The sequence below is a fragment of the Acinetobacter gyllenbergii genome (assembly GCF_001682515.1).
GTDB classification, from domain to species: domain Bacteria; phylum Pseudomonadota; class Gammaproteobacteria; order Pseudomonadales; family Moraxellaceae; genus Acinetobacter; species Acinetobacter gyllenbergii.
On sequence record NZ_KV575266.1, the window covers coordinates 74,190 to 99,128 of the forward strand.

The window sequence follows — 24,939 nt, forward strand, 5'->3', positions numbered from 1 at the left end:
TTAACCTGCGGACTGACGAAGACTTGAGGGAGCGCACCGTTTTAATTGTTGTATTAAGTCATATAAATGGTGAATATTTAAACTTACTTTAGCACGCGTGCAGGCCACGTAAAGTAATCTTAGCTCTTCATCTGTAATTTTATGTTCTAGCCCATTTATTTTAAATTGGTAATCATCTTCGATATGCACCCGATTCCATTCCAGACCTTTGGCTTTATGCGCGGTTGAAATCACATAATCTGCGTGTTCAATCGGGGTGATTTTCGCCAGTGCTTTTTTCAAAGGATCGGTACCATGATCATCAACTAGTTTGACCAAGGGTTTGATGTCACTACCATCATTGGTTTCACAATATTCATGGACATCATGCCAAGAGTTAAACCAAGCCAGTTCTGGCACATCGGTAATGCGTTTGCCTTGTTTGAGTAAACTGGCGGCATCGACAAAGCGGCTGAGTTTTTGGTGATCGGCTTGCAGACTGACCTTATCGCCATGCACTAAACCAGAGAGCAGTAACTCCATCGCACGTGCATTGGTTCGACATAGGATTGCATCGCGCATTTTGGTATGCGGTTTGTTGACCACGCTGGATTTTTGGTTTGGATTACCCAGCAGAGGCACCGTTTCATTCAATGCACCGAGTAAACTGTTGGCAACATCGGCAATCGCTTCACCAAAACGGAAAGAGGTGGTTAAGCGACTTTCAGGCAGTGGCATTTGCTGCATGGCATTGATGGCACCACGCCATGCATAAATTTGCTGATGTGCATCACCGACATAAATCACTTGGGTACTTTTTTGACGCAATAAAATACCCAGCATCAATGGATCGGCATCTTGCGCCTCATCAAATAGTACATAGTCGGCAGGGATATTCGGTTCAGATAAGGCCCAAAGTTTAAGGTAAATATCATGGCCGATACCCGCTTGATGATTCGGATCAATCGACTCTAGCCAACGTCGTTCTACCGCAGGGTAGAGATGTTGTTGTAAGGATTCAATATCGTCTAGATGCAACCAACTGGGTGCCTGAATATGACGAGGGGCTGGGTATTGTGAACTGGTTGAACAGAAATAGCTGACTGCATTGGCAACCAGACTGGCCAAGCGACTTGGCATCAACACATATTTTTCATAACGCCCGCCCATGAGACGACGGAGTGTAATCGGTTCTAGTCGATATTCTTTGGCAATAAAGCTGGGGCTAAGACGCGGTAAACGTAATTTATCGGTTACGCCACGTGGCGCACTGCGAAAAGCGAGTGAGTGAAAGGTACGACAGTTCACATTGCCATGAAACTTGTTCTGAGCTTCGGCAGCAATCGCTTTGTTAAATGCCAAGTACATACCCCGCCGTTCTGGCATGGCATCACTGATCATTTGCAAGGTTGTGGTTTTACCTGTGCCAGCATAGGCAATCACTTTAAAGGATTGACCGAGACGAGCATTGTCTATGGCAATGGCTTGCTCATAGGTGGCTTTGGGTTTTTCTATATTTGACACAGGCTCTGATTACGCTTCTTGACTACGGTTGGCTTTTTCAACTAAACCCGATAAACCTTGGCGACGAGCGAGCTCATCGAGCACCACTTGCGGGTCAAGATCGAAATAACCCAACATTACAATGCTGTGGAACCATAGATCAGCCACTTCATAAATCAGGTCGTGTTTATTTTCCAGTGAAGCAAGCACGGCATAATCTTTCGCAGCGATGATAGTTTCGACACTTTCTTCGCCGACTTTTTCTAAAATTTTATTGATGCCTTTTTTATACAGGCTGGCAATATAAGAGCTATCCGCTTCCGCAGTCTTACGCTGTTGCATTAAACGGCCTAAATAGTCCAGCACATCCACTTGCTCCGTTTGGCCATGATCGTGTGCTTCAACTTTGGCAGATGCACCATAAATAGCGGTTGGATCTTTCAGTTGGGCATCAACAATTTCCCAACCTTGTGGAGTGAGTTTGCGGTAGAAGCAAGACTCGCGTCCCGTATGGCAGGCAATGCCACCATGTTGTTCAATCTGCAAAATAATCACGTCGGCATCGCAATCGAGACGAATTTCGTGCACAGTTTGAAAATGCCCTGACTCTTCGCCTTTATGCCAGAGTTTTTGACGCGAGCGTGAGTAATACACGGCCTGATTTTTTTCAGCCGTCAGTTGTAAAGCCTCACGATTCATCCACGCAACCATTAACACTCGACCAGTTTGATGATGTTGTGCAATGGCAGGAACAAGACCATTGGAATCAAATTTAACTTCATCTAACCAGTTTGACATGAGTGAAAATCCATTGAGTGGAAAGCCGTTAGTGTAGCGTTTGTGACATGGGTTGGCTATGCTTGTTGGGTAAAAAATGATTTAGGGGTTGGGTTGAATATACGTTCCGATCAAATTGGTATTTTCTATTTTTAAAAAGGGCAATGCCCAAGCAACGATGAGTAGTGTCCCACTAGAATAACTTGACCAATACCACGCATCAATCAGGAAATAGATAGCAGTGATAGAGACCCAAATATTTAAACTGCGAGCTAAATATTTTTGATGAATCAATAACAGCAATAAGAAAGGGAGACTATCCCATAAGATCATCCATGGAAATTGAGGACTAATAATCAATCTTCCTATTGTTGATTTGGGATTGACTTGCCAATCAATAAAATGATGGTGAAAATTTAGAAAACAAAACAGGTTAACTAGGCTAGGGAGTAAGAACCAGCATCCTTTTCGAATCGCCTTGCCTTTATTCTGTCGATATAAAGCCCTTAGAAAACTAAATTTCATGTTTTAACCTTATTTTTATTGATGAATTTATATTTTTAAGTATCGAGATAGTTCGAAATTTCAATCAAGTTTTGATCAGGGTCCCGTAAATAGACCGATAAAATTTTACCCATTGCGCCTGTTCTTTCGATTGGACCTTCAACGATGTCAATGTTCTGCGTTTGAAGATGGGCAATAACCTGATCTAATGGGGTTTCGGCAATAAAACATAAATCTGCTGAACCCGCTGTTGGCTGTAGAGCTTTGGGTTCAAACTCTTTACCGACTTGATGCAGGTTAATTTTTTGAGTGCCAAATTGCAGCGCTTTACGGTTTTCAGCAAAAGTAATCACTTCAAAATTTAGGGCCGATTGATAAAACCGACAGGTGATTTCAATATCGGCGACAGTTAACACCAAATGATCTAAATGACGAATTTTCATATTTAATGTAGCTCTTTTTAATATTATTCATATTCAGGTAAAGATTTCGCTTTGCTATCAAATGTATGATCTTTTTCAGCATATTGCGCCACCTGTTGATAATCAAGTTGCTGAAACAGACCTGTTTTTAGACCTGAAATAGTGATTGCCATTTCTTTACGGAAATAGGGAATTTGATACATCCATGGAAAGGTCAGGTCACGTATACCACCCGCCCACCAGTGATTGGATTGATACAGTGGTGTGAGTAAACGACTGAGGAACTGATAGAACTGAGTCGAAGAACGACGCTGTTGATGATAATGTTGCCATAACATGATCCAGTCAATCTGCTGGTTTTTTTGTGCGATTTGCACTGACTGTGAAAAGGCCCAAGCATCCAACAAGGCCATATTGGCCCCTTGTCCCAACTGTGGACTCATGGCATGAGCAGCATCACCGATCACCCCGATTCGTCCTTGTCCAAACTGAGACATCACCACATCCCGATATTGCGCAGATAACCATTGTGGTTGATGTTGTTGATTCGACAACAGTTGTTTGAGCCATTCTGCCACATCAGGCCAGCGATCTGACACTTGCTTTAACCATTGCTGTGTTGCTGATTCATCTTTTAAGAATGATTGTAGTTGTGAGCTTGGTAAGCTCCAGAACACACTCGACAGCCGTTGCTGAGGTGCTGTCGGTATAGCACCCGTAGGCAACACACCCATCATGATTTTGGAACGATCATAAAACTGATGCAAAATTTCAGGATCGAGTGTTGGACATTCAGGCACAATACTCCATGCCGCACCCCATGGATAAGCCTGATCGACTTTCACCCATGCTTGAGGGCGGAGTTGACTGCGCGCGCCATTGGCAATCAAAACGGCATCGAAACTTGCATCAAACTTGTGTTGTTGATCAGTACCAAAGAGCCGAACTTCATTTTGCTGTTCTTGAATGCGTTCAATACTATGACCCATCCGCCATGTCACTTGATTGGCATATTCAGCCAGTTTTTGAACGAGCACATGGCATAAGGTGGCCCGATGAATACCGAGGCCATAGAGATTGCTGCCTGCTTGATGATAGTGACTATTCACCAGTAGACGTTTATTGGGAAGTTGACCTTCTAATCCTGTGACTTTGGCACCCAACTTTAAAGCATGTTCAAGTACACCGAGATGTTCAAATACGGCTAAGCCGGCAGGCTGTAACAACAGACCTGCACCGACAGGGGAGAGTTGATCTGCTTGTTCAAAAATAGTGACACGCTTGCCTGCACGTGCAAGCAGGATTGCAGTTGCTAATCCTGCTGTGCCAGCGCCAACAATGGCGAAATGAGGTGTTTTCATTCTTTGTTCTTTTAAGGCGTTTATAAGATCAGTCAGCTCTGATCTTAACTGATCTCAGGGATTTTTTTAAATGAAATTTATCCTGCGATAAGGCCCATGATAATCCAACGCAGATCGGATTATTTCAATTCATCTTTACCCGTGGTCATCTTGATTAGAGTCCGATCTTTTTTAATATGGTGATGATACAGTGCCGCACCTGCATGCCCTAAAATCAGGATCCAGATCAGCCATTTTCCAAGAATCTGCTTATGAATGAAATCAATCGGTTTCTCGAACTGTTCAAAACTTAGCCCCATACCTTGTGCTACCCAGCTCTGGAACAGGGCAGTATGTTCAAATTTTGGAATTTCAAACAAGAACAAAAACTCAGTATTGACGCCTGTGCCTAAGTAGCCTGTGAGCGGGGCAATGATCATGATGGCATACAGGGCAAAATGTCCTGCATGTGCCGCAAAGTTTGCTAAGGGGCTGGCAGGTTCTAATCGCGGCTGTGGATTGCTCAAACGCCAGATAATGCGCAGGCTAATCATCACGGCAATGCTAATCCCGACGGAAAGATGAAGTTGTAAAGCTGTCCAGTTCTCAGGTGTGCCTTTTTCGGTAAACCATTGGCGATAATAAACGCTGCAATAGGCGAGTAGAAAAAGTAAGGCGGTTGTCCAATGTAGCCATTTTGCAATCGAGCCATAGTTATGGATGCTATTTTTTAAACTCACGCTTCTCTTCCTTTAAAATCTGTGTTGATGCACCTTAATATCGAGCCGATGATCGTCTATCTATGCAAGGATGAAAAGTCTTTGTGGAAAGATGGCCTGATGTAGAGGTAAGTCTTGCCTAAAATGTATGTATTGGTTGAGATTCCAGAATGTGTCTGAGTATTTAAAGTTAAAATTTTCAGTTGCATAAAAGCAAAGGCCGTATCGATGAATACGGCCTTTGCTGTGTGTAGGGGCTTATTTGGCGATACGCCACAATGCAATCAAACTACTCAGCACAATCAGAATGACTGAGATAAACCATGGGCTAATAATCGCAATGGTCAACAAAATCAGCATCGTGCTACCAAACATCCAGCTACGACGCTGTTGTTGTTGCATTTGCAAACGCATTTGTTGAATTTCACGTAACTGTTTGTCGTGCCAAGCCGATTGATTTTTTAAGCCATTTAAGCTATCAATCAATAGGCTTGGAATATCTTGAGCACCAAGTAATAAGTCAGGAATTTGTTGTCCTAGTTCTTTGACGTTCTTGACGGGATTCATATTGGCTTTGACCCATTCGGTTAGAATCGGTTTTGCCAGTTTCCAGATATCCAGTTGCGGATAAAGATCGGTACCGAGGCCTTCCACATGTACCAGTGTTTTGAGCAACAACATGAGTTGCGGTGGAATTTCCAAATGGAAGCGACGGGCAATATCCATCACTTGAATCAAAATGCCTGCGAAATCAAGTTGATCCATTGGTTTGGAAACCATCGGGCCAACAGTACGGCGCATTTCACGGGATAGAGCATCTTGATCTGTGCCCGGTGGAATCCAGCCGGCTTGATGCACAATCTGAATCAGTTGCATAAAGTTGCTGTTCATTACCGCAAGCAGCATACGTGCAACTGTCATTTGGTCATGCTTAGACAATTCACCCATGATGGCGCAGTCCAAGGCAATAAAGCGTGGATTGCTTGGATTAATGGTCTCGACAAAGACATTGCCTGGATGCATATCGGCATGGAAGAAGTTGTCACGGAACACTTGGGTGAAGAAGATGGTTAAACCCTTTTCAGCCAGATCCGCACGATCCATACCTAAACGATCAAAAGTGGCCGTATCAGAAATAGGGACCCCAGTAATACGCTCAGCCACCATCACATCTTTACTGTCCATATAGACTTCAGGCACATACATCATGCTTGAACCCGTAAAGTAATGGCGCATACGGCGGGTATTATCCGCTTCTAGGCTGAGATCAAGTTCATTTAAAATGATTTGACGATAGTCTTGAATAATTTCAGTCAGGTGTAATGCACGCGCTGCTTCTAAACGATTCTCTAGCCAATCCCCTAGCCACGCCAAGATTTCAAAATCTTGCAAAATTTGACTGCGAATATCGGGACGAGTGACTTTTACCACCACTTCACGGCCATCATGCAAAGCGGCGGTATGTACTTGGGCAATTGAAGCCGCGGCAAGTGGTTGCTCATCAAAACGAGAAAATAGGGTTGCTACATCTGCTTTTAATGATTCCTGAATGCGCTGTTTTGCAAGTTGGGTGTCATAGGGTTTGACGCGATCTTGCAGTAACACCAGTTGTGTTAAGACTTCTGGTGGAATCAAGTCACGACGTGTAGACAGTAATTGTCCCAGCTTAATCGCTAACGGTCCCATATCCTCTAAAGCTTCTTTCAGCTTTAGCGGATTTTTCTTCTCACGACTTGACCAAGCCGCAGGATGCATTTTAATGATATTCAATGCATGGCGTGCTTTTACTGGTAGTTCTTCCGCAGGGAACAAGGTGTCAAGGCGATAGTGTGCTGCAATACGCCAGAGTTCGAGTAACCGTGTAACATGCGGAATCATATAAAGTCTTACCTAGTCTTGTGTGGATTGTGCTGATGGGGCGAGTTGAGCCTGTAACTGTTGAAGCTTGGCTTCCAAACGGTCTACTTCTTGGTTGAGTTGACGCGTCTCTCGATTGAGATCATCCATTTGCCAACGCGGGGCAAATAAACCGCTATCTTCTTTTAAGGCATCTTCAACAAAAAATAAATGGCTTTGTAGTGAACGTTTCAGTTGCGTTGGCGCAAGCTGAATTTTGCCAAGCTCATGTGCCAGCTGTGGGCCAATCCAAGGCGATAAATGCGCTGCTAGATCAGGCTCAGCTTGTTGCATAATTCTTTGAATATCTTGCAATAAATGATAGTCACCTTGCAGTGGGATATTCCCAATCTGATCCATGTCACTGAGCAATAATTTAACCAGCTCAACGCCATTTTCAACATGGAGTGTTGCGGTTGCATCCGTGATTTTAGTTTGGGAATCAAATGGGCGCTGTTCAAAGAGAGAAGGGCTTTGACTTTGTCCAGTCACGGTTGGTTCGAGACGAACTCTATTTTCATCAAAAAACACATCAACTGAGAGTTGTGGGCTGTCGATCACAACACGTAATAATTGACCCTGTAATTGATTGAGCTGAATGCGAGTAATCGCATCCAAATCAATCACATGATGAATGATACGTTCGACTGCACCGAGTGCTAAAATCGACCACATATCTTAAGCCTTAAAGTTTGAATCCACGGTGAATGGCCACAATACCACCGGTTAAGTTGTGGTAATCACAGCTTTGGAAGCCCGCATTTTCCATCATACCTTTGAGGGTACGTTGGTCTGGATGCATACGAATCGATTCAGCAAGATATTTATAGCTTTCCGAATCATTGGCAACCAATTTACCCATGATCGGCAATGCCGTGAATGAATAAAGGTCATATAGTTTTGAGAATGGCTCAAATACTGGCTTAGAAAATTCAAGAATCAGTAAACGACCGCCTGGCTTAAGCACACGATACATCGCTTGGAGTGCCGCATCTTTATCGGTCACATTACGTAAACCAAAACTGATGGTGACTAAGTCAAAACTATTATCAGCAAATGGCTCTAAGGTTTCAGCATTGGCCAACACGAAATCGACATTGGTGCAGCCTGCATCAATCAGACGATCACGACCGACATTCAACATAGATTCGTTGATGTCTGAAAGAACCACATGTCCTTGAGGACCGACTTCACGGCTAAATACTTTAGCAAGGTCACCTGTACCACCTGCAATATCAAGTACATGTTGACCACGACGAACGCCTGACATATTGATCGCAAAACGTTTCCAGAGACGGTGAATACCAAATGACATCAAGTCATTCATGATGTCGTATTTGCTGGCAACCGAGTGGAACACTTCTGCAACTTTCTGTGCTTTATCATCACTGCTGACGGTTTGATAGCCGAAGTGAGTGGTTTCGCCCACGTTACCTGTATTGGCACCACGAGGCAGGTTGTATTTTGGAATCGCGCCTGTTGGAGCAGAAGCGTGGCCCTGTTGTAATGATTGTTGTTGACCTTGAGGCGCGCCTTGCGGAAGCGGTGAGCTAAGGAAAGGGCTGACTTTGTCTGAACTTGGGTTTTGCTCAACGTCTGGGGTAGGCTGTTGGTTTTCGTTAGACATAGTTTTCTCCTAAACTTTCGCTCTAGCGGCACGAATCAGCAAGCATGATGACAGATTTTGTATTTTTTAACAGGCTTTCGCCTGCAATTGTTATGAATAATATACAGAAAGTCACTTTCTCAAAAGTGTTTTTAATCGATGTGCTGAATTGCAAAAATATATAGCCCTGAGTGGCTTGAAAGTCACTCAGGAATTTACAGTTGTCTTAGTTGCGGAAAGGATCGGGATGGCCAGCATGGACCTTTTCAATAATTTCCCGCTCTTTTTCGGTAAAGGTTTGAATAAAGGTAGCCGCAGATTTCATTGGCTTCATTGCCGCAAAGCCTTCTTGAATAAATTGATACATTTGTTCGAATTGATATTTATGTGCAATCCCTTTACACATTTTAAAAGCAGCAAACATCATGGTAGAACGCATATATTTGTCGAGCGTTAGGCCTAACTCATCTAGCAGTTGTAACTGTTCATAACGTGCATCGCCTTGATCAAGCTTGATCAGGGTTTGACGCATAATCTCATCGGTTAGCGGTGTTTCGAGTGGATAGTCTTCTAGCAGTTGAATCGCGACCTGTTCATCCAATTGAGTGGCTAAGACTGCTAGGCTGACGGATTTTGTTCCTGTCTTAATCGCATTTTCTGGAAGCAGACTTTCCGCTTTGTGCGCATATTTCAGCAGACGTTCAATTTGTTGTGCCATCGCATCAAAATCTGGGCCACCATATAAGCGATTTAAGAAATATGCGGCCATCAGCTGATTGTTAGGTTGCGCAAAAAACTCAGCATGGGTTTGTGCAATACGTTGTTTCATCCATGCTTGTACTTCATGCAAGCGCTGTGCAATCGCTGGATTCTGATGGTAACTCAAAGTTTGATATTGTAATAAAAGCTGATCAAAGGCCGCGAGTTTTGACATGTTCGAACTCAAAGAAAAATAAAATCATAAAAGCATAGGCTGCATCATAACGGAGAACCATGACAGCATAAACTCTAAATGGATAATAATTGGTCACTATGACTGTATCGCTCAAGCGATCTACAGAAATTGTACACGGGTTTTTCTGCGATGAAAGCAGTTTTGACTATACTGATTTTAATATAAAGAATGAGCCACTTAGAGCAGCAAATGAGTAAACAACAACCCATATTTGAATTACGAGATGAAAATGAGCTTTCATTAGAACTGATTGAAGCACAATATGCATTAAAACAAAGTCGCGATAAGAAAAACGCCAAAAGTGTATTGGTGCTGGTCAGTGGGATTGAACTGGCAGGCAAGGGCGAAGCGGTTAAACAGTTACGTGAGTGGTTAGACCCCCGTTATTTAAGGGTCAAGGCGGATGCTCCGCAACTGCTCTGTAATAATCAAACTTTCTGGCAGTCCTATACCCGTTTTATTCCTGCAGAAGGGCAAATTGTGGTGATGTTTGGCAACTGGTATAGCGATCTGTTAACCACCGCGATGCATGTGTCCAAACCTTTGGATGAAAACCTGTTTGATGCTTATGTGGAGCAGATGCGCGCATTTGAACATGATCTGCAAAATAACCATGTTCATATTGTTAAAGTCTGGTTTGATTTATCTTGGAAATCGTTGCAAAAGCGTTTGGATCAGATTGATGCCTCTGAGCAGCGTTGGCATAAGTTACATGGTTTAGATTGGCGAAATAAAAAACAGTACGATACCTTGCAAGGCTTGAGCCAACGTTTTACCGACGACTGGTATATTGTGGATGGCGAAGATGAAAAACACCGTGATCAATGTTTTGCACAATATCTATTACAGACATTGCAAGAGCTACCTGAGCATCAAACCAAAGTTACACAGAAATGGCAGCAGGCCAAAATACCTCAAGCGCTGCTTGAACCAGAGAAAGCCAGCCTAGAAAAGCAAGACTATAAGGATGAGTTAAGTAAGCTGACCAAGAAAGTGGCCGATACCTTACGCTATGATGAGCGTAAAGTGGTGATCGCCTTTGAAGGCATGGATGCGGCGGGTAAAGGTGGCGCGATTAAGCGCATCGTGAAAAAACTTGACCCAAGAGAGTATGAGATTCATACCATTGCAGCACCTGAGCGTTATGAATTACGCCGTCCTTATTTGTGGCGTTTCTGGAGCAAGCTCAATGATGGTGGCAAGATTACCATTTTTGATCGGACTTGGTATGGTCGAGTGCTGGTTGAGCGGATTGAAGGTTTTGCTTCAACGGTTGAATGGCAACGTGCGTATAGCGAAATCAATCGTTTTGAAGAAAATCTGATTGATAGCCAAACTGTGATTGTGAAAATTTGGTTGGCAATTAGCAAGGATGAACAAGCGCTACGTTTTAAAGCACGGGAACAAACGCCACATAAGCGTTTTAAGATTACTGAAGAAGATTGGCGTAACCGTGATAAATGGGGTGATTATCTCAATGCTGCTGCGGATATGTTTAAACGCACAGATACCGATTATGCACCGTGGTATGTGATTGCAACGGATGATAAATATTCAGCACGAATTGAAGTCTTAAAAGCGATTTTAAAACAATTGAAGGCGGATTAATCCGCCTTCAATTGCTGGTCATATGTATTAAGTGTTATTTGCCAATTGTGGTGCTGTACTACGCTGTTGGCGGAAAACAATTAAGATGGCAATGAAGCTGGTGATGGCGGCAAACATCAGCCAGAAGGCGGGCATACTTTTATTGCCTGATGTTTGTACCAAGAAAGTGGCAATCATTGGGGTCAGCCCACCAAAAATAGAGGTGGCGAAGCTATAGGCAACCGAGAATCCTGCAATTCGTACTGAACTTGGCATCATTTCGGCCAGCGAAACCACCAAAGCACCATTATAGAAGCTATAGAGCAGTGAGAACCACAATAACACCATCAACATATGGGATAGGCTAATGGTATGGGTCAGCCATGTGAGCAGTGGATAAGCACTGATAAAAATCAATACAGTCGTGGCGATCAATAGCGGTTTACGTCCAAATTTATCCGAGAGATGCCCACCAATCGGTAACAAAATAAAGTTGCTCAGCCCGACCATAATGGTGGCAATTAAACTTTCGCTACGGCTTAAATTTAGAACCTCTTTGCCATAGGTTGGGGTATACACTGTAATGAAGTAAAACATGGTCGTGGTGGTGGCAACCATACATACGCCAGCCAATACAATTTTCCAGTTTGCTGCTAAGGTGGTCAGAATCTGTCGTGTGGTTGGATGTTCTTTGCGTGAGGCGAAGGCTTCTGTTTCAGCCAGTGATTTACGCAACCAGAAAATAAAGGGAATGATGGCACAGCCGATAAAAAATGGAATCCGCCATGCCCAAGCATCAACTTGAGCTTTGGTAAACACTACACTGACGATATAACCCAATACGGCTGCAAAAATGACGGCAACTTGCTGACTGGCCGATTGCCAACTGGTAATAAAACCACGGTTATGTGGCTCTGCAATTTCAGCTAAATAAACAGATACACCGCCCAGCTCAACTCCTGCGGAAAAGCCTTGGGCCAAACGACCCACGAAAATCAGCACGGTTGCGGCAAATCCAATACTGGCATAACTGGGCGTGAAGGCAATAATTAATGAACCGAAGGCCATAATGCTCAGGGTTACCATCAGACCACGACGACGACCGATGCGATCGACATAAGGCCCAAGTACCAAGGCACCGATTGGCCGCATCAGAAAACTGACAGCAAATACGAGGAAGGTTTTCATCAGTGCGGCATAGCTGCTGTCTGAATGGAAAAAGGTTTCACCTATGGCTTGTGCATAGAGTCCGAACAGAAAGAAGTCGTATTGTTCAAGGAAGTTCCCGCTGGTCACGTTAAAAATTGAACGGACCCGAGAAGGAGATTGGCTAGTTTGCACAACGACGCTCCATCATCTATTTATCATCGAGATGTGGAGATTAAAAATACAATCTTGATTGAAACTTAAAAAATTAAGTGAATATTAACGTGTTTGTGTGGTTTTTTTATTGATCTGTTACATCACTGTAAACACCAACATCTTACAGTGATGTGCAGAGGCGGTCTAAATTGTATCAAGCCACAATGGTACTGCGACTTTTTTGCTGAATACGTTTGGCAAGGTTATAGCAATCTTGCACATGTGCTTCAGTGATTTTACGCATCATGAAATAACCAAGGCTGGCTGCGACAATTTGTCCGCCCAAGGGGATAAACTTGGTTACTTGCTTGGTGGCAATTTTCGTGAAAAAGCCATTAAAAGAGGCTTTCATTGCGGTACGTGCCACCACAAAACCCGAGAACTCAAAGCCACGTTTACGTAACTCGTCCCAATGAATTTTTTTGGTTTCAGGATCATAGACACTGATATGCTCAGGGGCGAGACCAAAACGTGCATTAATGTAGGGAATCACTTGTGTCAGCATACCCAAGTCCACTACAACATCAAAAAATGGAATTGGTACAATCGCTGCACCCGCTGACCAATAGGCTCGCTTTTTGGCGAGTTCCAGACACTCTTCACGGATCTGATCCAAGTTTAAACTTGGATCAATCGAATCAGGAATTTTTTCAATTTTCATAAAGTTATACCTAAAGTCTATTCCTTGATAGTACATTCAATCGCATGCAATGGTGAATTTCAAAACAATTTTTTTATTTCCTTGTGTGTTTAGCGTGACATAGTGATTTGAAGTTGTATAGTGATGAATATGTACGATTTTGTGCAACTAAATGATCGTTTTGTGATGAGGTTATATTAACGCATGGGGATTCATGTTATTCAAAGTCAACGCCTTGAAGTGTTATTACAAGGTGTGATGGCATCAATTACCCAACCGAGTACGACACCCTTTCAGGTGTTTAAAACCCAGCATTTTATTGTTCCCAGTCCTGCCCAAGAACAATGGCTCACACAAAAAATTGCTGAACAACAAGGCATGACCGCCAACTATCAATTTCATCAGCGCATCCGTGGTTTTCAGTGGTATGCCTACCAACAAGTATTAGACAATAAAGAACAAGTGCGTAAAGCCAATATTCCGCGTTTGATTTTAAAGTGGCGTATTCATCAAGCCTTACAGCCTTTTATTCAATCTGAACAGAATAGCCTTGCACAAGAGCACCCTTTATATTCGATTGTGCAACGGATTTATGCCAGTGCCGATCAGTTGCAGCAAGGTACGGAAAAACAACTTAAAAAACAAAGTATGTTGTATTGGGTGGCGGAACAGGTTTCACAACTGTTTAATAACTACATGATTTATCGCGGTCATTGTCAACGCGGCTGCCAAAGCAATTGTACTTGTGCGGGGAATTGGCTATCGACTTGGGGACAGAATAAAGCCTTAAATATCGAACAACTGATTGCGCATACGGATCAACAAACTTCAGCCTTTAGCTTACAGCAAACTGAACAGTTGGAAGCATGGCAGCGTTGGTTGTGGCAACACTATTTTCACGATGATTTTGTTGAAATACAAAGCATTGATGCTGATTTCTGGCAGCTTCTAGATAATCAGCAGACACGATCTCGAGCTTTGGCACTACTGCCGAATCAGGTGATTGTATTTACGATTCTAGATTTACCACCGAGCCAACTGCAATTTTTACGTCGTTTGGGACAGTATCTAGATGTGGTGATTCTGCACTATAACCCATCGCAGGAATATTGGGCCGACAGTGTCGATCCACTCTGGAAAAAGCGTTATGACCTCGGCGTGAAAGAGCGCTATATCGCCAAACATCCCCATGCCAGTGATGCAGACATTGCCGCATTCTTTGACAGTTTTAGTCTGGGTTTTAATGCCTTAAATCGAGAATCTCGACATCCCTTACTGACCCGCTTGGGTAAGCAAGCGCGGGACCACTTTTCGCTGTTGTCGCAACTGGCGACAGGAGAAGAGGGTAAATGGGTGGATGCGTTTGAGGATTATTTCCCTGAAACGTTACTCGGTAAAATTCAGTCGGACATTTTCTATTTGGCAGAACCTCAGCCCCAGCAATATGAACTTGCACCTGAGGATGAATCCATTCAGATCCATGTTTGCCACTCTAGTGTGCGGCAACTCGAAGTCTTAAAAGAACAGTTACTGCATTGGCTGTCTCAAGCAGATAGCAGTCCACGTCGTCCGAGTGATGTGCTGATTTTGACTCCGAACCTAGCTGAACTTGAGCCGTTGATTCGTAGTGTTTTTCCTGCGCTGGCCCATGAGCATGAGGTGTTCTTGCCTGTAAAAATTGCAGGGGTGGCGCAGCTAGATGCGTTAAATGCATGGCGTGCTGTACTTGGACGCTTGCAATTGACACAAGGTCGTTTTACGCAGGATGACTTTGCTGATTGGCTCAATCTGTCTGCGACGCAACAACGTTATGGGCTGGATTATACGCAGGCACAACGGATTCTGAATTTACTCGACGATGCTGGCTTTAAACGTGGTTTGGATGCTGAGCATTTAAAACAAACGCTCAGTGATGATGATCAAGACTATCGTTATAGCTTTAAATTTGCCTTGGATCGTTTGGCTTTGGGGATTGCAGTACCCGCCCATGTGATGGTGCAGGAGATGCTCAGTTATGCCTTGGTACAGCCAAGTGATTTTGAACTGATTGGGATTGTGATTCAGATCTATCGCGATTTAGCGCTACGACGTGATTGGTTGCTGGCACATGAACAAGGCCAACGTTTGCCGGTCGAGTTTTGGCTACAGCGAATCAAAGCGGATGTACAGGAGTTTGAACAAGCTGATGTGGTGGCTTTGAAAGCAATTCGTGAAATTATTCAGAAACAAGAGCGGATGCTGACTTTGGCCAGCTACTACGAAGATGCTGAAACCCAGTTGCGCCAAATTTCTTTGCCATTGCCTTATATCATCGAAGAAATTCAACGTGCTTTAGAAAGTCAGTCCGCACAAGTGGAGCCGACTGGGCAAATTACCTTTAGTCAGATTGGACAGATTCGCCCGATTCCTTATCGGCTGATTGTGTTGCTGAACTTGGATACAGGCAAATTTCCAAATCGGGACAGTCATATTCCGTTTGATTTGATGGATGCACTGCGTCAGCAATTGGGTGATCGTTCTCGTTTGGAAGACGATCAAGGCGCATTTTTAGATGCCGTGTTGTTGGCACAAGAACAGGTTTGGCTGTTTTATAATGGCTTTGATCTCAATGATGGCGAAGTCAGAGAGCCATCCAGTGTGTTGCAGGGCTTCCGTGATCATTTGGCTTTGATTGTCAAACCAGCGCCCTCTAAATCTCTCCCAGAAGGGGGGACTTCATTTGAAGACAGTCTTCCTTTATCCGAAGCGGACTTGGCTGGATTGGAGGCATTACAAGTCCCTGTACAGCTTTATCCATTGTATCATTTACATCGTCTACAACCGTTCGATCCACTCGGCTTTGTTTCGGATCGACCTGTACGCTTTCAAGACCAATGGTTTAAGGTCGCGTCACAGATTCAGCAAGTCAAAGGTGAGCGGCAGGCGTGGGCCAATACTGCCTATCCCGTTGAACAAAATGAAATGATTATTTTGGAGAGTCAGCAATGGATTCAGGATATCAGTTTCCCTGCGCGGCTGTATTTAAAGACCTTAGGTGTGGAAAATTTAACTGCACAAACGTTGCTTGATCAAGCTGAACCATTATTACTCGATGGTCTCGGTAAATATGCCATTCGGCATTTTTTACAGCAGCAGGATGAGCAGTTCTCTCCAAGTCTGTTGCAAGATCAGTTGCCCGTTGGCAAAGTTCAGCACAGTGCTTGGCAGCAAAGTCGCTTAGAGCAGCAACGCTTGTTGGAGCGCTTGCAGCAATATGCCCCAGCACCGACTGAAACCACGCAACGGGTTTGGCGCGTCTCGAAACAATTACAAATCGCCTGTGTGACCCCGAAACAACTGAGCCAAGATTGGGTCAGTTTGGATGCATCCAGTGCACGTGCCAAGCGCTTTGCCAAAGTCTGGCTGGAATATCTGCTTTGGCTGGCGCTAATCAAGAGTGACACTGCCACAGCGAAGCGCCGAATTGTGGTGTTTAGCGATCAGACGGTGATTTGTGAAGGCTTAAGTTCACAACAGGCACAGCATTATTTAAATGCATGGTTAAAGCTTTGGCGCGATGCACAGCAGCAGCCTGTGGTCTTGCCTGCTGCCTTAGTGTTAAAGCCTTTGGAAAAAGGCAAACAATATGAGTGGATTGAGCTGGATTCAACTCAGGTTTTAACTGAAGAGAGTCAAAAGCAAGTATTGAAGGACTGGAATGATACGGGGGATTTCTCGGGTTTTGATATGACTCAGAATGAAGCCTGTAAATTGCACCGCGATTGGCAGTTCATTCTGCAAGAGCAAGATGCAACCGCTTTATTGCAATATGCCTGTGATCATTATTCCTATGTGTTGTATCAACCGATTTTTGAATTTTTACGGGTGGCGTAAGACATGAACTCAAAGTATCCAGTGTCTTATCAGCCGATTGGCGATATTCAATTTGAAGGCTTGCATCTGATTGAAGCCTCAGCGGGGACAGGTAAAACCTATACGCTATCCAGTTTGATGGTACGGATTTTTTTAGAAAAATACCTGCCTAATCAGGTGATTGCCACCACCTTTACCCGTGCTGCAGCCGCAGAACTTAAAACGCGTATCCGTCTACGTCTGGTTGAAATACTGGCGTACCTAGAACCTTTTCGTGATGTATTGGAACAAGATATTCAGGCCAAGGCATTACAAGAGTCTGATCCATTAAAACAACAGGTCTTACAAAACTTTGCACCGCGGATTGCCTATGCCTGTGAACGGCTCAAATTGGTCATCGATCAATTGGATGAATTGTTTGTTGGAACCTTGGACAGTTTTAGCCAAAAGCTATTGCGTGAGTTTGCCTTTGAGAGTGGCAAAATCGAACGTGCTGAAATCACTGAAGATGCCAAAAGCTATACCCGTCAATTGATTCATGATGTGTTGCGGGAATGGATTCAGACCCAACCCCAGCAAGTGATCAATGCGCTGTATAGTGTGGGCGGGCTAAAAAGTGTCGATCATTTTGTTGGGATGGTCGAAAGTTCGCTGAATTTTAGTTCGGCACAATTTAAACTGCCTGCTATGCCAGAGATTGACTTAGCTCAGTTGCAGCAGTGGCAACAGCAAGCACAGCAGATTGACTTGAGCAGCTTGGCGGAATACTTCCAGTTAGAGGGTGCCTATTATGGGCATATTAATGGTGCTTCTTTCCGCAACAACGCCTTTCATAAACTGTTTACAGCATCCTTGCCACCATTATTAACTGCACTCAACAGTCCTGAGAATATACAGATCTTTGATAGCTACTTTGCCGATGCACGAGATGCGGTATTTAAGTTTTTAGACAAACTCGAAGCACAAAAAATTTTTAAGAAATGTCCTGCTGAAATTGCCGAAGGCTTCTATCAACATCCATGTGTGTTGCAGCTGCAAAAGCTGTTTCAAGCTGTGCAACAGACTCAGCAAGAATTTGAGCAATTACAGGTCTATTTAAAAGCTTACCTCTGTGTGGAAGTAAAAAAACGCCTACCGCAAGTGTTGCAACAAAAGGGCGAGACTACCTTTGCTCAACAAATCAAGACCTTGTCTGAAGCTTTAAAAGGCGAGCAAGGACAATCTTTCGCGGTATTTGTACAGTCACGCTACCCATTGATTCTGGTCGATGAGTTTCAGGATACCAACCAAGACCAAGATGATATGTTGGCCAGTATCTGGCGTCATCCACAGCGTTATCAAAAAGGTTGCATGATCATGGTCGGCGACCGTAAGCAGGCGATTTATGGTTTCCGTGGTGGAGATATGCTGACCTTCCTGAATGCCTATCAGGATATTATGGCCAAACAGGGGCGTGAGTATAAGTTGATTCATAACCACCGTTCGGTGAAAGAGCTGGTGGAAGTGGTGGATCTGCTGTTTCAGCGCCAGATCGATTTTGGTGAGCAGGTCAGCTATGACCCGATTCAAGCGGGTTCACGTCCACACCCCGCATTGATTGAAAATGCCCAACCCAATCCAATGCCTTTACGTTGGTTGCATTTGCAAGAAGGCAATGAACAGGCCACACAGGTGGCGTGGCAGATTCAGCACTTACTCAACCAAGCCTATTTAAAGCAATTGTACTTAGAGGGTGATGTTCCGACTGCGATTGATGAAGATGATATTGCCATTCTTTCACGTAGCCATCGCCAACTGGATGAAGTGCAATATGTATTGGAACGTATGGGGATTCGGGTCAACCGACCTTCGAAACGCAGTGTGTTTGATTCCAGCATTGCACAGGATGTGGGAGCTCTGCTCACGGCGTTGCTTCATCCTTATGATGAAGCCAAGCTCAAACGAGCTTTGCTCAGCCGTTTATTTGGCTTTGATCTTGCTCGATTATTGGCCTTAGAACAAAGTGCAGAAGGTTTGAGTGCTTATATTCAGCAGTTTGATGACATACGCGAAATGTGGCTGAATCAGGGCTTTTTATCGGCATGGCAGCGTTGCCTAAATCAGTTTGGTCTTTGGCAACAACTGGTGGCAACACAAAGTAAAGATAATGAACGTGCCGTGGTGAATCTACGCCACCTCACTGATCTCTTGAGCCAGCACAGTGAACATGTACAAGGGATGCAAAACCTGTATCACTGGTATTTAAAACAATTAAATTCACCAAGTGATCGCGATTGGGAGCTTGAACACAAGCTATCCAGTGAAGCGGGCGTGCAACTGATGACCATTCATCAGTCCAAGGGCTTGGAGTTTAAAATCGTATTTTTACTGGGGGCGAATAAGGCCTTTGCTGAAGTGCAGAAAACACTGAATTTTTCTACCACTGAAATCCAGTTGCCCGAGACAGGTCAGACGCGTACTCAACGTGTCGTGGCAGTGGCGGATAAAAACTTTTTACAGCAGATTGAGCTGGATCAACATCAGCAACGTGCTTTAGCAGAACAAAACCGGTTGTGGTATGTGGCGCTGACACGTGCCAGCCATCGGGTCTATGCGGTATTTGAACCAGAAAAAGGCGATAAAAATAAATTTTCAGGTTTAGCTTTTTGGAAGAATCAAGGCGATCACTTTCAACATCCCTATAGTACCGATGCTGCGCTCATCTTAGAGCGACCACAAGCCCTACAGATGCAGCAAAGCCAACAACAAATTGCACTGTCGGCTCAAGCGTTGCCGACACAACGTTTTTATGCACGCGGAAAAACTAGCTTTAGTTATTTGGCACAGCATCTAAAGCATAAGGCCACTCGGGCGGATCGTTTGGCCAATATCGATACCAATTTTGAGCAAGCAGAAGATGAATTAAATTTTGCTGAAACGGAAAAAATCGCCACGGCTCAGCCAATCGCTTGGATTAAACAATATTTCCCGAAAGGGACTTTGGCTGGTAATTTCCTACATGAGATTTTTGAGCAGATTGATTTTCAGCAACCCCAAACCTGGGTAGAAGACATTCGCCGTCGTTTTAAAAATACCTATCAAGGCTTATGGTTAGAGCTGTTGCAACAGTATCAACTGCATTTTCCTGAACAAGAAAATAGCGAGCAGCAACTGTATCAATGGATTGCTGATTGGCTCAATGAAGTATTACACACGCCACTCAATCAGGGCTTTCAATTAAAACAATTAGCTGCAGGACAATACTTGTCGGAATGTCCATTCTATCTGGCTTTATCGGATCGAGTGCTGGCGATGCAGCGTGTACAGCAGCTATTTGAGGAATATAGTATCGAAATGCCTGAGTTACTTGAAGCGAAATCTGCCCGTTACTTGAATGGCTCCATTGACTTGGTCTACTTCGATGGTCAGCGTTACCATATTGCCGATTATAAGAGTAATTATTTAGGGGCAGAGCAACTGGATTATCAGGCTACTCAGATTGCAGAAAGTATGTCGTTGTCGAGTTATTGGTTACAAGCGGCGTTATATCTGGTGGCGCTACATCGTTATCTGTCGGTGAAATTGCAGGATTATGAGATGCAGCAGCATTTGGGTGGTGCATCTTATCTGTATTTACGCGGCATGAATGGGCAGGCGCAGCAAGGCTGTTTCTACTGGAAGCCTGAGGATGAGTTTATCTTACGTCTGGATGCAATACTTGGATATTTTTCTGAGGATAAAGCTGGAAAAATGGTGTAGATAAAGTGTGTGATTTTAAATTAAACAAAAGCTTAGCTTGTGAATAACTCTGTTTATAACCTTGTGGACAAGCGTGTGGGTAAGTTTGAGGATAACTCTGTGGACAAACAAGTTGATGATCAGTCAACGCAAATGACGTGGTTAAATATGTGGAGTGACTATCTCTCACAAGCACCATTTTCTCAATCTGCTCAAGCAGTTAGCGCTGCACAACTATTACAACAATTGGTTGAAGCCAGTTTACAAGGCGACAGTTGTATTGAGGTTGAGCCAAGTCAGATTGCGGCATTGGCGGATTTGGCTGTTTCCAGTGAAATCGCGAGCACGCAGGTTGCCCCATGTGTCTATGATCAGCAGGGCTTGGCATTATACCGATATTGGCATCTAGAGCAACGCCTTGCACAACAGATTTGTCGATTAAAGCGACAAACGATTCAGGTTGTTGATGCCGAACATTATCAAGACTTGCTCAGTGATGAACACCAGCAGACTGCATTGAAAATGGTGTTGCAACAAGGCCTGAGCATTATTACCGGCGGGCCAGGGACAGGGAAAACCTATACCTTGGCGCGTATTATTGCAGCCCTCAACCAAACCATTCCCGATATTCGTATTGCCATGGCCGCACCGACAGGCAAAGCCGCACAGCGTATGCAGGAAGCATTACAAAACTCTTTTAATGATCCAAAATTATTACAATCAGGGCTCGTCACTGATGAGTTGCGCAATCAAACCACGCAGACCTTGCATCGTCTACTGGGTATGGGCAATCGACAAATACCACGCTTTCATCCCAAACAGCCTCTACCCTATGACGTGATTGTGGTGGATGAAGCCTCAATGCTGGATTTGAATTTGGCAACCCTGTTATTTGAAGCTGTCCCAGATCAATGCCGACTTATTTTGCTCGGTGATGCCAATCAGTTGGCTTCGGTTGATGTCGGCTCGGTTTTGGCTGATTTACAGCAAGTACAGGCATTGGCTGAAAATCGAGTCCAGCTACAGACCAGCCGTCGTTTCTCTGGTGAAGCCAAGATTGGTCAATTCGCACGGTTTATTCAGGCACAGCAAGGCGTAAGTAATCCCGATTTAGTCTTATCAAAACTAGAGACGGAAATTGTTCAGGCTGCACCTTTGCAAGCGATTTCCTTGAGCAAGGATATGCCAGACCTGATTCAGCTGGAATATTTACCCAAGCAGCAGCAGGTTGATATTGAGCCTTATCAACATCAGTTAATGGCAGGATTTCACGCCTATATCAAGGCTTTAAAACGTTATATACAGGCAGATGAACCTACTGAGCACATCCAGAACGTGATTCAAGCCTTTGATGATTATCGAATCTTAACGGCAGTTCGACATGGGCCGTTGGGAATCGAGCAACTGAATCGTTATGCGGGGCATTGGCTCAATCAGCAACTCAAACAAATCGCTGTCGGAGATTGGTATATCGGACGTCCTGTAATGATGACCTATAATGACTATCAGCTTGGGATTTCTAATGGTGATATCGGGATCTGTTTTAAACATCGCACCCAGTCACAGCAATTCGAAGTCTTTTTCCCGAGCTTAAATAAATGGATTGCAGCGCACCGACTGCCACGCAGTATGCAAACCGCCTTTGCTTTAACCATTCATAAATCACAAGGTTCGGAATTTACCCATACCGCGATTGTTTTAGATGCGCATGCCGAGAAGCTGTTGAGTCAGGAATTGATTTATACCGCAGTCACCCGTGCTAAAAAAGTGGTGAGTATTTTGGCTGACGCACCAGCATTACAGCAGGCCTTAACGATACGGACTGTTCGACGCAGTGGTTTAGTGCAAAAGATCAATTTGAACAGATTGTGAACTTATTCTTCAGAATTCACCATTTTGTAAGTAAAAGCTTACAAGGATTCGAGATATTGTCGCTAGAGCAAGCGCAAGGTTTTTGAGATTATGTACACACAAAGAGCCTAGCATGGAAAGCTAGGTAAATCGCAAAAATATAATAATAACGTCGTAAGACAGCGAACTTACAGTGAAGTAAGTGATAAAAGAGGAAACTTACAGCCGCTAAGCCTTGTAGTTTTGGGAGAGACTACAGGGCTTTTTTATTTTTACCGCAAAATTCACTATAAAATCAACATAATCCATACCATATTTAGGGTTTTTGAAAATAGGTGAAAATTCACGTTTTAACAAATCTGCATTCTTTTACTTCATTTATATCTTCAAATAAAAGGAAGAAATAGAAATCTTCTTGTCTGACAATTTTTTGTTATTATTAAGTTAAATGTTATACAGACTTGTACGTTTTTTCTTACATAGAGATAAGAGAAATGCTATTTCTCTCCACAATTGATTCTGACAGAATAGTCGGTATAGAGAAAGCGAATATGTGTTAAAAAATAATAAAGAAAAGGATGGGTGATGAGCATTCAGAGGGTTTGAATGGTGTAAGAAAAAAGAATAAAAAACAACAAAAAAGAACAATGATAAATCTAAGCGCAAAAGCCCAAGTTTAACTTGGGCTTTTTTGTGCGCGGACTTCTAGTGGCTGATGCTTAAACCAGATCAGCTTCAGTACGATCTGTTGCAAACAGCGAACGGCGTTGATTCTTCGCAATTTTCGGACAATTTGTGGAGATCTGGTACAGCGTTTTTGCCAGTGCAGGCAAGTGCGTTCCCACCACGGATTTTCCAGTCGTCAATAGCGATACACTAATATCCCGCTCTGGATCAGCCCAACACAGAATATTAGAGAAGCCAATATGGCCAAAAGCCTGTCCGGTCATTGGACCAAATAGACCCACAGGGTTGCTACCAAGCATTGGACCCAATGCATAACGCATCGGTGCCAATAAGGTTCGGTCTAAGCTAATCCCAGAAGTGGGCAGGGTGGAGCGGAATACCGTTTGAGGACTCATAATTTGTTTGCCCTGATACTCACCACCACTGAGCAGCATTTCAAAAAACCGCCCTGCCTGCTCAGCACTGGTATAGATATTGCCAGCGGGGCAAATGGTGTCCATAAAGCGGCTATCATTGGTGACATCCACTGCAAGCTGTAGACCGCCACCCAGTACATGATTGAGATAATGATCTGTGCCTAAACTTGGATGAATCCCCGTCGCATAGTTCAAGGCAACATCGGCACGATATTCAGGTTTTAAACCATAGTTGAAATAATCCAAGCCCATTGGTTTTTCAATATTTTCAGCCAAGAACTCACGAACGCTTTGCCCTGTTACCCGTTGCACAATTTCGCCCAGAATATAACCTGCGGTCACCGCATGATAGGCAAGATGAGTCCCTGAAGGAGAAACTGGTTTGGCGGCACAGAGCAGTTTTAAAATATCATCTTGGTTAAATAGAAGTTCTGGTGTGACTTCAGTGTCGATACGTGGAATACCACCACGATGGGAGAGCAGATGGAAAATGGTCGCCCGACGTTTACCATTCACGCCGTATTCAGGAATGTAATAACTAATCGGATCAAGTAAGTTGAGCTCACCACGTTCATCCAGCAGATGAATCAACATCGCCGTGACCATTTTGGAAGCAGAGAACAGGCAGACAGGAGTATCTGGTGTCCCAATCTTGGCATCGGTGGCTAGGCCATCTGGGGAGTTACCTTGCGCATAGCCAATACTGCGGTTGAGAAGAATCTGCCCCTGACGACGTAGGCATAAGCTAATGAGTGGATAATTCCCCGTTTTATATAGACTTTCAACACTGTTCCATATCTTTTGAATCTGTCTTTCGGTCATGCCCCCAAATTCAGCTGAGACTTCATCTTTGCTGCGAATGACTTGACTGAGGTCATGCGGCACATAACAGGTATTGGTTGATAAAATTTTCACGATTCCCTCGCAATATTTTCGTTTTCTTTCTTCTCTGTCATAAATTGAAAACAGAATCAGGCTAGTGTGCCTATTTTGTACAGCGCTGTCAGCTGCCGAATTGCCAGCGGATATAAAACAATTTTGCAATATAGCGATAGATCACTTAAAATAAGCGCCTTGCTGTAGTGATGCACGGCAGTCGGTTGGTTTCAACTGATCATTATCATTT

General features: G+C 43.8%; 17 protein-coding genes. 4 read left to right on the forward strand and 13 right to left on the reverse strand.

Annotation, left to right across the window (positions count from 1 at the left end; all coding sequences use genetic code 11):
• The 10 genes from NG55_RS14450 to NG55_RS14495 form a co-directional block, all read right to left on the reverse strand.
• Positions 1–1,503 carry a UvrD-helicase domain-containing protein gene (locus tag NG55_RS14450; protein ID WP_016542337.1) on the reverse strand — a complete coding sequence of 501 codons (1,503 nt, stop codon included), beginning with the start codon at positions 1,501–1,503 and terminating at the stop codon, positions 1–3.
• A 9-nt stretch (positions 1,504–1,512) separates the two neighbouring features.
• The gene (hisIE, locus tag NG55_RS14455; RefSeq protein ID WP_065343643.1) at positions 1,513–2,280 is read right to left on the reverse strand and encodes a bifunctional phosphoribosyl-AMP cyclohydrolase/phosphoribosyl-ATP diphosphatase HisIE; all 768 of its coding nucleotides are present in this window, start codon (positions 2,278–2,280) and stop codon (positions 1,513–1,515) included.
• 81 nt (positions 2,281–2,361) lie between these two features.
• The gene (locus tag NG55_RS14460) at positions 2,362–2,784 is read right to left on the reverse strand and encodes a hypothetical protein (RefSeq protein WP_065343644.1); all 423 of its coding nucleotides are present in this window, start codon (positions 2,782–2,784) and stop codon (positions 2,362–2,364) included.
• Between the two features lie 35 nt (positions 2,785–2,819).
• Positions 2,820–3,206: a VOC family protein gene (locus NG55_RS14465; RefSeq protein WP_016542340.1), complete on the reverse strand. Its 387-nt coding sequence runs from the start codon at positions 3,204–3,206 to the stop codon at positions 2,820–2,822.
• 23 nt (positions 3,207–3,229) lie between these two features.
• On the reverse strand, positions 3,230–4,546 hold the full coding sequence (locus NG55_RS14470) for an FAD-dependent oxidoreductase (RefSeq protein ID WP_065343645.1): 1,317 nt from the start codon (positions 4,544–4,546) through the stop codon (positions 3,230–3,232).
• A 119-nt stretch (positions 4,547–4,665) separates the two neighbouring features.
• Positions 4,666–5,265: a cytochrome b gene (locus NG55_RS14475; protein WP_065343646.1), complete on the reverse strand. Its 600-nt coding sequence runs from the start codon at positions 5,263–5,265 to the stop codon at positions 4,666–4,668.
• Positions 5,266–5,502: 237 nt separating this feature from the next.
• Positions 5,503–7,122: an ABC1 kinase family protein gene (locus tag NG55_RS14480; protein WP_016542343.1), complete on the reverse strand. Its 1,620-nt coding sequence runs from the start codon at positions 7,120–7,122 to the stop codon at positions 5,503–5,505.
• A gap of 12 nt (positions 7,123–7,134) precedes the next feature.
• Complete coding sequence (locus NG55_RS14485) at positions 7,135–7,815, reverse strand: ubiquinone biosynthesis accessory factor UbiJ (protein ID WP_065343647.1); 681 nt, start codon at positions 7,813–7,815, stop codon at positions 7,135–7,137.
• A gap of 10 nt (positions 7,816–7,825) precedes the next feature.
• Positions 7,826–8,767, reverse strand: coding sequence for a bifunctional demethylmenaquinone methyltransferase/2-methoxy-6-polyprenyl-1,4-benzoquinol methylase UbiE (ubiE, locus tag NG55_RS14490; protein ID WP_065343648.1), 942 nt, complete (start codon positions 8,765–8,767; stop codon positions 7,826–7,828).
• 205 nt (positions 8,768–8,972) lie between these two features.
• Positions 8,973–9,680 carry a DUF8198 family protein gene (locus tag NG55_RS14495; protein WP_016542346.1) on the reverse strand — a complete coding sequence of 236 codons (708 nt, stop codon included), beginning with the start codon at positions 9,678–9,680 and terminating at the stop codon, positions 8,973–8,975.
• Positions 9,681–9,890: 210 nt separating this feature from the next.
• Between NG55_RS14495 and pap the strand changes: the two genes are divergently transcribed.
• Positions 9,891–11,309, forward strand: coding sequence for a polyphosphate:AMP phosphotransferase (gene pap / locus NG55_RS14500; RefSeq protein ID WP_065343712.1), 1,419 nt, complete (start codon positions 9,891–9,893; stop codon positions 11,307–11,309).
• Between the two features lie 27 nt (positions 11,310–11,336).
• Here pap and tcuC read toward each other — a convergent pair whose 3' ends face one another.
• Together tcuC and NG55_RS14510 are read right to left on the reverse strand one after the other, a co-directional pair.
• Positions 11,337–12,629, reverse strand: a complete 1,293-nt coding sequence (tcuC, locus tag NG55_RS14505) for an MFS transporter (RefSeq protein ID WP_065343649.1) — start codon at positions 12,627–12,629, stop codon at positions 11,337–11,339.
• A gap of 175 nt (positions 12,630–12,804) precedes the next feature.
• Positions 12,805–13,311: a hypothetical protein gene (locus tag NG55_RS14510; protein WP_065343650.1), complete on the reverse strand. Its 507-nt coding sequence runs from the start codon at positions 13,309–13,311 to the stop codon at positions 12,805–12,807.
• A gap of 183 nt (positions 13,312–13,494) precedes the next feature.
• Between NG55_RS14510 and NG55_RS14515 the strand changes: the two genes are divergently transcribed.
• The 3 genes from NG55_RS14515 (at position 13,495) to recD (ending at position 22,731) form a co-directional block, all read left to right on the forward strand.
• Complete coding sequence (locus NG55_RS14515; protein WP_065343651.1) at positions 13,495–17,163, forward strand: exodeoxyribonuclease V subunit gamma; 3,669 nt, start codon at positions 13,495–13,497, stop codon at positions 17,161–17,163.
• A gap of 3 nt (positions 17,164–17,166) precedes the next feature.
• On the forward strand, positions 17,167–20,880 hold the full coding sequence (locus NG55_RS14520; protein WP_065343652.1) for a UvrD-helicase domain-containing protein: 3,714 nt from the start codon (positions 17,167–17,169) through the stop codon (positions 20,878–20,880).
• 99 nt (positions 20,881–20,979) lie between these two features.
• Positions 20,980–22,731, forward strand: coding sequence for an exodeoxyribonuclease V subunit alpha (gene recD, locus NG55_RS14525; protein ID WP_213029724.1), 1,752 nt, complete (start codon positions 20,980–20,982; stop codon positions 22,729–22,731).
• A gap of 698 nt (positions 22,732–23,429) precedes the next feature.
• Here recD and NG55_RS14530 read toward each other — a convergent pair.
• Positions 23,430–24,728: a serine hydrolase domain-containing protein gene (locus tag NG55_RS14530; protein WP_065343654.1), complete on the reverse strand. Its 1,299-nt coding sequence runs from the start codon at positions 24,726–24,728 to the stop codon at positions 23,430–23,432.
• Between the last annotated feature and the right edge of the window lie 211 nt (positions 24,729–24,939).